Source organism: Cryobacterium sp., from assembly GCF_026786305.1.
Taxonomy (GTDB): Bacteria; Actinomycetota; Actinomycetes; order Actinomycetales; family Microbacteriaceae; genus Cryobacterium.
The window spans coordinates 1-8421 of record NZ_JAJAYI010000016.1; the positions used below are offsets into that span (position 1 = coordinate 1).

The window sequence follows — 8421 nt, forward strand, 5'->3', positions numbered from 1 at the left end:
CGCGCTCGCGTTCGCTCGCGCCCAACTCGGTGACCGCTACGTCTTCGGCGGCTCCGGCCCCGACGCGTGGGACTGCTCCGGTCTGACCAAGGCCGCCTACGCCGCGGCCGGCGTGTACATCGGCACCCACTCGGCGACGAACCAGTACAACACCATGGCTCAGCAGGGCAAGCTCGTCTCCTTCGCCCAGGTGCAGGTGGGCGACTTGGTGTTCTGGGGCAGCCCGGGTAACTACTACCACGTGGCGATTTACGTGGGCAACGGCCAAGTTTTCGAAGCCCCCAACCCCTCGGCACAGGTGCGGGTGCACAGCATCTGGTCGTCTTGGGCCGTCGCGCCTTATGTCGGCCGGCCGGGCGCTTAAGCCAAGAAAAAAACGGGCTTCTGCCGCCGGATTGCCGGTAGCAGAAGCCCGTTATCAGTCGAGGCTAGTGGCCCTCTTCGGCCAGCTTCGCAATGCCGTCGACCACGATCTGGTTGGCTTCGGAGGCGTCGCCCCAGCCCTCCGTCTTGACCCACTTGCCCGGTTCCAGGTCTTTGTAGTGCTCGAAGAAGTGCTCGATTTCTTTGCGGGTGTACTCCGGAATATCGAGGACATCCTGGATGTGGTCCCAGCGCGGGTCGCCGGCGGGAACGGCGATGACCTTGGCGTCGGAGCCGCCGTCATCGGTCATGTTGAACACGCCCACGGGGCGCACCGAGACGCCCACGCCAGGGAACAGCGGGTAGTCGAGCAGCACGAGAACATCGACGGGGTCGCCGTCGAGGCCGAGCGTGTTCTCGAAGTAGCCGTAGTCCGTCGGGTACATGAAGCTCGTGTAGAGCACGCGGTCGAGATAGACCCGACCGGTCTCGTGGTCTACCTCATACTTGTTGCGGCTCCCGCGGGGGATCTCGATGACTGCGTCGTATTCGGCCATGGCCTTGGTTCTCCCTTGATCTAAGTCTGCAGATAACGTTACTGGATGGAACCCACCCGCCGCCCGCGCCTCACGCCGGCCATCGCCGATATTCGCCGGGCCGTGCGCGTGCTGCTGCCGGCCGAAGGGCTCGTTCTGGTCGGCCTCAGCGGCGGCGCCGATTCGCTCGCGCTCGCCGCGGCGACCGCCTTCGAGGCCGGGCGGGCGGGCATCCGCGCCGGAGCCGTCATCGTCGACCACAACGTGCAAAACGGGTCCGCGGATATCGCGGCGTCCGCCGCCGTGACCGCCCGCCAGCTCGGCCTCGACCCGGTGCTCGTGCTGAGCGTGATGGTCGACAGCGACGGAACCGGCCCGGAGGCGGCGGCGCGCACCCACAGGTATGCGGCGTTCAATGAGGCTCTCGAGCAGACCGGGGCGAGGGGCGTGCTTCTTGGTCACACGCTCGACGATCAGGCCGAAACCGTGCTGCTTGGCCTCGCCCGCGGCTCCGGACCAACGAGCCTGCGGGGTATGGCGGCCCGAACCGGGCCAATTTTGCGACCGTTGCTGGGCATCCGTCGAGCGGCTACCCGGCAATTCTGTGCCGATGCGGGCCTCGAGCCCTGGACCGATCCTCAGAACTTCGATCCGCGCTACGCCCGGGTACGCGTGCGCGAAACGGTGCTGCCGCTGCTCGAGAGCGAGCTCGGCCCCGGCATCGGGGTGGCGCTCGCCCGCACCGCTGAGGCGCTGCGGGAGGATTCCGACGCTCTCGACGAGCTGGCGCGCACGGCGCTCCAGGCACACTGGGCCAATGGCGAGATCACGGCGGCCGTGCTCGCGGCATGGCCGGCGGCGGTGCGGCAGCGCATGATTCGGTTCGGGGTCGAAGAACACTGTGGGGTGTCGCTGAATAGAGTTCAGACCCTGGCCGTGGCGGCGCTCGTGACGGATTGGCATGGACAGGGGGCGCTCAGCCTGCCTGGTATTAGAGTTGAACGGCAGGACGGTATATTGATTTTTTCCGCGCCTGAACCCGCCTGAAACAAAGGAATGCTCTTCCCACATGGAACCTCGCGACATTGACGGCGACCTCACCGAGATCCTGATCAGCGAGGAGCAGATTCGAGCTCGTCTGGCCGAGATGTCACGTCAGATCGAAGCCGACTACCTGGGCACCGACCTGCTGCTGGTCGGCGTGCTCAAGGGAGCGGTCATGGTCATGGCCGATCTGGCCCGCGAACTGCATCACCCGGTCACAATGGATTGGATGGCCGTCAGCTCCTACGGTTCCGGCACCCAGTCGAGCGGCGTCGTGCGCATCCTGAAGGACCTCGACACGGACCTCTCCGGCCGCAACGTGCTCATCGTTGAGGACATCATAGACTCCGGACTGACCCTGTCGTGGCTGCTGGCGAACCTGAAAACTCGCGGTCCGGCATCCATCGAAATCTGCGCGCTGCTGCGCAAACCGGATGCGGCGCGTGTCGACATCGACGTGAAATACGTCGGATTCAACATTCCGAACAAATTCGTCGTCGGCTACGGCCTCGACTACGGAGAGAAGTACCGTAACCTGCGCTCGGTCGGCATTCTGGCCCCGCACGTCTACTCCACCGTGGCCGCGACAGCGCTCTAGGTACAGCCCGCGCACCCGCGCCGAGTTTTCCTTTGGGCGAACACACGGCATTCCCCTGTAATCGAGCGATAGCCTGAGGACACCATGAACGTCAAAAAGCTACTCCGCGGCCCGATTCTCTACATTGTGCTCGCCGTCATCGCCGTCTGGGTGGGGTCGAGCCTCATCACCATGTCTGGATTTCGCGAGGTCAGCACGCAAGAGGGACTCGGCTACCTGAAATCGGGCAACGTCGCCGAAGCCACCATCGTCGACGGCGAACAGCGTGTCGACCTCACGCTGACCAAGGCCAGCGGCGACCTCGGAACGCAGGTGCAGTTCTACTATGTCGCCCCGCGTGGCGAAGAGATCATCACCGCGGTCACTGCAGCGAACCCGAAGGACGGCTTCACCGACGAGGTGCCGCAGCCCAACTGGGTCCTCTCTGTTCTCAGCTTTCTGCTTCCCGTGCTGCTTATCGGCGCCTTCTTCTGGCTCATGATCTCGATGCAGGGCGGTGGCAGCAAGGTCATGAAGTTTGGCAAGTCCAAGGCCAAGCTCGTCTCGAAGGAAAGCCCGCAGGTCACCTTCGCTGACGTCGCCGGTGCCGACGAGGCCATCGAAGAGCTTGAAGAAATCAAGGACTTTCTGAAGGAGCCGGCCAAGTTCCAGGCCGTGGGTGCCCGGATCCCCAAGGGTGTGCTCCTGTACGGCCCTCCCGGAACTGGTAAAACGTTGCTCGCCCGCGCCGTGGCCGGCGAGGCCAACGTACCGTTCTACGCGATTAGCGGCTCGGACTTCGTCGAAATGTTCGTCGGCGTCGGTGCCAGCCGTGTGCGTGACCTGTTCGGTCAGGCAAAAGAAAACGCGCCAGCCATTATTTTCATCGACGAGATCGATGCCGTCGGCCGGCACCGTGGTGCCGGCATGGGCGGCGGGCACGACGAGCGCGAACAGACCCTCAATCAGCTGCTGGTGGAGATGGACGGCTTCGACGTGAAGGCCAACGTCATTCTCATCGCAGCCACCAACCGTCCGGACATTCTCGACCCTGCCCTACTGCGCCCGGGTCGGTTCGACCGCCAGATCGGCGTTGACGCACCCGACATGCTCGGTCGCAAGCGCATTCTCGAGGTGCACTCCAAGGGCAAACCGATGGCGGAGGGTGTTGACCTCGAAGTGCTCGCCCGCAAGACGCCCGGTTTCACCGGTGCCGACCTGGCCAACGTGCTCAACGAAGCTGCGCTGCTCACCGCGCGGTCCAACGCCCAGCTCATCGACAACCGCGCCCTCGACGAGGCCGTCGACCGGGTAATGGCCGGACCGCAGCGCCGCACCCGCGTCATGCGCGACAAGGAAAAGCTCATCACCGCGTACCACGAGGGTGGCCACGCCCTCGTCGCCACCGCGATGAATTTTACGGACCCGGTGACCAAAATCACCATCCTGCCGCGTGGCCGAGCCCTCGGTTACACAATGGTTATGCCGCTCGAAGACCGCTACTCGGTCACGCGCAACGAACTGCTCGACCAGCTGGCCTACGCCATGGGTGGCCGCGTCGCAGAAGAGATCATTTTTCATGACCCGACCAGCGGCGCGTCCAACGACATCGAGAAGGCCACGGCGACCGCCCGCAAGATGGTCACCGAGTTCGGCATGAGCAGTGTCGTCGGCCCGCTCAAGCTCGGCCAGGGCTCGGGTGAGGTTTTTCTCGGCCGCGACATGGGCCACCAGCGCGATTACTCGGAGCGGGTCGCCGAAAGCGTCGACCGCGAGGTGCGCCAGCTGCTCGAGGACGCCCACGACGAGGCCTACGAGGTGTTGATCAAGAACCGCGTGATTCTCGACAATCTCGCGACGGCTCTGCTCGAGCATGAAACGCTCGATCAGACCGCCCTCGCCGGGATTTTCTCCAATGTCGAGAAGCTGCCGCCGCGCCCGCAATGGCTCTCGAGCGATAAGCGCCCCGTCTCTGACGTGCCGCCGATCGCGATGCCCGCCCCCAAAGCTCCCATCGACGGCGCCGCCGTTGACGGTGGCATCTCCAGCGGCGACGTAGCCCCCGCCAAACCGAAGCGTGCGCCAGCCCGCAATCCCCGCCCCGCAACCGCCTAGACGCCCGTGGTAGTGGACAGGGCGCGCATCCAGGCGGCCGTCTCGGAGATTCTCGCTGCAATCGGTGAGGACCCGGAGCGGGCCGGTCTGGAGAGTACCCCGCGACGGGTGGCGGATGCCTACGCCGAGTTCTTCTCTGGCCTCGATCAAAACCCACAAGACCTGCTGCAGGACTTCATTCCGGTCGGTGACAGTACCGGCGAGCTCGTGCTGCTGCGCGATATTGCCTTTCGGTCGATCTGCGAACACCACCTACTCCCGTTTCTCGGCACCGCCCACGTCGCGTACCTGCCGAGGGATCGGGTCGTCGGCCTGGGACGGCTGCCCGATGTGGTGGAGACCATCGCCGCCCGGCCGCAGCTGCAGGAACGCCTCACCGAGGAGATTGCCGACGCTCTGCACGACGGCCTCGACCCGCTCGGTGTGCTCGTCGTGCTCGACGCCGTGCACGGCTGCGTTGGCACCCGCGGCCCGCGCCAGACCGCGAGTTCGACCGTAACCATGGCCTCGCGCGGCTCCCTGACCGAACCGACGGCCCGCGCCGAAATCATCGCCCTGATTGCGGCTGGCGGGTGACGCTCATCATGGGCGTGCTCAACGTCACCCCCGACTCCTTCAGCGACGGCGGCCAGTGGGCGTCAACGGATGCCGCCATCGAGCACGGTCTGCTGCTGCACGCTCAAGGCGCGGATCTGATCGACGTGGGCGGCGAGTCGACCCGGCCCGGGGCCACCCGCGTCGCGCCGGAACAGGAACAGCGCCGCATCATTCCGGTGGTAACGGAGCTTGCCCGGCAGGGCCTGCGCTTGAGCATCGACACGCTCAACGCCGCGACGGCCCTCGCGGCGGCGCAAGCGGGCGCGAGCATCATCAATGACGTGGCCGGCGGGCGCGCCGACCCCGGCATGGCCGCCGTCGCCGCCGACACCGGCCTCACCTACGTGGCCATGCACTGGCGCGCTCACGCCCAGCAGATGGACGCCCTCGCCGACTACGGCGACGTCGTTACCGACGTCATCACCGAATTGGGCGCCCGGATCGACGCATTGACCGCCGCCGGAGTGGCTCGGGAACGGATCGTGCTCGACCCCGGACTCGGGTTCTCCAAGAAGACCGAACACAACTGGGAGCTCATCAGCCGGCTTGACGCCTTCGCCGAGCTCGGACTTCCGGTCATGGTCGGGGCGTCACGCAAACGCTTTCTCGCCGAGGTGCTGCCGGCCGGCGCGCCCGTCCGGGACCGCGACCTGCCCACGGTCGTGGTCAGCGTGCTGGCCGCCCAGGCCGGCGCCTGGGCGGTACGCGTGCACGACGTTGCGGCGACCCGCACGGCCCTCAACGTGCTCGACAGCGTGATGCGATCGACGATTGGCACTCCACGGGAATTGCGGCGCGGCGGGTCGCGTCCGTCACAATGGACCCATGACTGATTCGATCACCCTCACCGGCCTGCGGGTGAACGCCCACCACGGCGTCTACGACTTTGAGAAAGAAAACGGCCAGGACTTCGTCATTGACGTGACCGTCTGGCTGGATCTGCTGACCGCAGCGGCGAGCGATGACGTGACCCAGACCATCCACTATGGGCAACTCGCCGAAGAAGTTACCGACGCGGTCGCGCACAACCCGGTCGACCTCATTGAAACCGTCGCCGAACGCATCGCGAACGTTGTGCTCGCTCACCCGCCGGCGCTGCGCGTGCAGGTGACGGTGCACAAACCGCAAGCTCCGATCTCGGTGCCGTTCACCGACGTGGCCGTGCAGATTACCCGGGTGCGGCCATGACCGGGCCCACCAAACGTGTCCTGCTCGCCCTCGGCAGTAACCTCGGTGACCGGTCGGCCACCCTGGCCGGTGCCGTGCACGATCTCGCCGGGCTGCCCGGCGCCACGCTCGTTGCCGTCTCGCCGGTCTACGAATCCGCCGCCGTGAAACTTGACGGCGTCGACAACAGCGCCCCGCGCTACCTCAACGCGGTGCTGACCATCGACTACACGGGCAACCCGCACGCCCTGCTCGACGCTGTCAACGCCATCGAGGCGGAGCACGGCCGGGTGCGCGCCGAACGCTGGGGCGACCGCACACTCGACATTGACCTCATCGTGTTCGGCCAGTTGAGCGTCGATGACGACCGCCTGACCCTGCCGCACCCGCGGGCGGCGGAACGGGACTTCGTGCTCGCTCCCTGGCTCGACCTCGACGCGAAGGCCGCTATCCCCGGCCGCGGGCTGGTGCGCGACCTGCTCGCCGCGACCGACACCACGGTGCGCCGGGTAGCGGATGCCGCCGCCCCCGCGCCGGCAGCGGTCCCGGGAGCGTGGCGATGAAGCGCTCGCACGCGACCGGGCTACTCGCCGTTCTACTCATCGGTCTCGTGATCGGCTTTCTGCTCGAGATCGCCTTCGCAGCCTCCGGTACCCCGATCGTCGTTCCGCCGGTGACCCTGCCGTTGACGCTGATTCTGCTGGCCGCGGTCGTCGTGAGCCTGGCCTGGCAAGTACGCCAGGGCAGCCGGCGCAAGACGCTGCGCCGCATCGATCCGTTCTGGGCCATGCGGGTGGCCGTGCTGTCGAAGGCGACGTCGCTGTCGGCCTCCCTACTGCTCGGTGCCGCCCTCGGCATCGTGCTGTACATTCTCACCCGATCGGTGGTGCCCGCCGTCACGTCGTTGTGGCTCGCGATCGGCACGGCCATTGGCGCAGCCGTTATGCTGGCGGCCGGCCTCGTGGCCGAACACTTCTGCACCCTGCCGCCCGACGACGACACCGATGAGTCGGGAGGCACGCGTGCCTGATCGTGAACTGCCCGAAGTGAACCCGCCCGCCGCGCAACTGCCCGAGCCGGCCGTACCCACGCCCGAACGCCCCGCACCGTCTGAGCGGCTCGAACTGGCCGAGGCGGGGGAGTGGAAGCGTGTCTCCACGAAATACGTGTTGGTAGAGATCGTCGGCACCATCGTGAACGCCGTCGTTGTCTGCGGCGGCGCAAGCCTGCTCTGGCTGCTGCTCGACCAGACCTGGGCGATGTGGGTTGGCATCGTGGTGCTCGTCGTGTCGATCATCGACCTTGTGTTTGAACCGCGTCGCGTGCGTGCCATCGGCTACCTGCTGCGAGCCGACGATCTGCTCTTTCGCCGTGGCATCCTCTTTCAACGCTTTGTCGCGGTGCCGTACGGGCGCATGCAGCTGATCGATATCACCCGCGGTCCGGTCGCCCGCTGGCTCGGCCTGGCCGATCTCAAATTTGTCACCGCCGCGGCAACCGCCGGGGTATCGATTCCCGGGCTGGCCGAGGCCGACGCCGAGAGCCTCCGCGACCGGCTGGTGGAGCTTGCCGAGAGCCGCCGGGCGGGGCTGTGAGCGAGCCGGTCGCTGCGGTTCCGGCGCCCCTCGCGCCGCCGCGTACCGACCTCACCGACGGTGACTGGCATCGCCTGTACCCGGCGACACCGCTACTGCGCGGCGGTATCTTCATAGTGGCCATCATCGGCTTCATCGTCGCCAACCTGCGCGAACGACTCATTGACCTCTTCATCGGCGAGGAGAACTACGGCGGCGATCCGATCGATGCGATCTACCAACGCGGAGCCACCGGCTGGGCGTTGCTGATCATCGCCGGCGTGCTCATCGTCATTCTCGTGGTGTTCTACCTCTCCTGGCGCATGCACACCTTTCGTGTGACCGGCGAGATCGTCGAAGTGCGCAGCGGCGTCATCTTTCGCAGCAACCGCAAGGCCCGCCTCGACCGGGTGCAGGGCGTCAACCTCGCCCGGCCGCTGGTTCCCCG

12 protein-coding genes are annotated in these 8421 nt (G+C 66.4%); 11 read left to right on the forward strand and 1 reads right to left on the reverse strand.

The annotated features are described in order from the left end of the window. Positions 1–364: NlpC/P60 family protein (locus LH475_RS01655; protein ID WP_297412710.1), on the forward strand; the 364-nt coding region annotated here is incomplete at its 5' end. A 64-nt stretch (positions 365–428) separates the two neighbouring features. Here the strand turns inward: LH475_RS01655 and ppa are convergent. Further along, entirely contained in the window at positions 429–920 is a 492-nt protein-coding gene (ppa, locus tag LH475_RS01660) for an inorganic diphosphatase (protein ID WP_196844726.1), read from the reverse strand. A gap of 45 nt (positions 921–965) precedes the next feature. Here ppa and tilS point away from each other — a divergent pair, with 45 nt between their 5' ends. The 10 genes from tilS to LH475_RS01710 all read left to right on the forward strand — a co-directional run. Continuing rightward, positions 966–1946 carry a tRNA lysidine(34) synthetase TilS gene (gene tilS, locus LH475_RS01665; protein WP_196844725.1) on the forward strand — a complete coding sequence of 327 codons (981 nt, stop codon included), beginning with the start codon at positions 966–968 and terminating at the stop codon, positions 1944–1946. Between the two features lie 22 nt (positions 1947–1968). Continuing rightward, a complete protein-coding gene (gene hpt / locus LH475_RS01670) occupies positions 1969–2541 on the forward strand; it encodes a hypoxanthine phosphoribosyltransferase (protein WP_196844724.1) in 573 nt (190 codons plus the stop codon). A gap of 84 nt (positions 2542–2625) precedes the next feature. Then, positions 2626–4635: an ATP-dependent zinc metalloprotease FtsH gene (gene ftsH, locus LH475_RS01675; RefSeq protein ID WP_196844723.1), complete on the forward strand. Its 2010-nt coding sequence runs from the start codon at positions 2626–2628 to the stop codon at positions 4633–4635. A 6-nt stretch (positions 4636–4641) separates the two neighbouring features. Then, entirely contained in the window at positions 4642–5211 is a 570-nt protein-coding gene (gene folE / locus LH475_RS01680) for a GTP cyclohydrolase I FolE (protein ID WP_196844722.1), read from the forward strand. Beyond that, on the forward strand, positions 5208–6065 hold the full coding sequence (gene folP, locus LH475_RS01685) for a dihydropteroate synthase (RefSeq protein WP_297412711.1): 858 nt from the start codon (positions 5208–5210) through the stop codon (positions 6063–6065). Before folE ends, folP begins: the two co-directional genes overlap by 4 nt. Then, positions 6058–6420 carry a dihydroneopterin aldolase gene (gene folB / locus LH475_RS01690; protein ID WP_196844721.1) on the forward strand — a complete coding sequence of 121 codons (363 nt, stop codon included), beginning with the start codon at positions 6058–6060 and terminating at the stop codon, positions 6418–6420. The genes folP and folB overlap by 8 nt, the downstream gene beginning before the upstream one ends. After that, entirely contained in the window at positions 6417–6962 is a 546-nt protein-coding gene (gene folK / locus LH475_RS01695) for a 2-amino-4-hydroxy-6-hydroxymethyldihydropteridine diphosphokinase (protein ID WP_196844720.1), read from the forward strand. The genes folB and folK overlap by 4 nt, the downstream gene beginning before the upstream one ends. After that, the gene (locus tag LH475_RS01700) at positions 6959–7429 is read left to right on the forward strand and encodes a DUF3180 domain-containing protein (RefSeq protein WP_196844719.1); all 471 of its coding nucleotides are present in this window, start codon (positions 6959–6961) and stop codon (positions 7427–7429) included. Before folK ends, LH475_RS01700 begins: the two co-directional genes overlap by 4 nt. Before the next feature lie 94 nt (positions 7430–7523). Then, positions 7524–7994: a PH domain-containing protein gene (locus LH475_RS01705; protein WP_297412713.1), complete on the forward strand. Its 471-nt coding sequence runs from the start codon at positions 7524–7526 to the stop codon at positions 7992–7994. Continuing rightward, a partial coding sequence (locus tag LH475_RS01710) for a PH domain-containing protein (protein ID WP_297412712.1) occupies positions 7991–8421 on the forward strand: 431 nt, incomplete at its 3' end. The genes LH475_RS01705 and LH475_RS01710, both read left to right, overlap by 4 nt.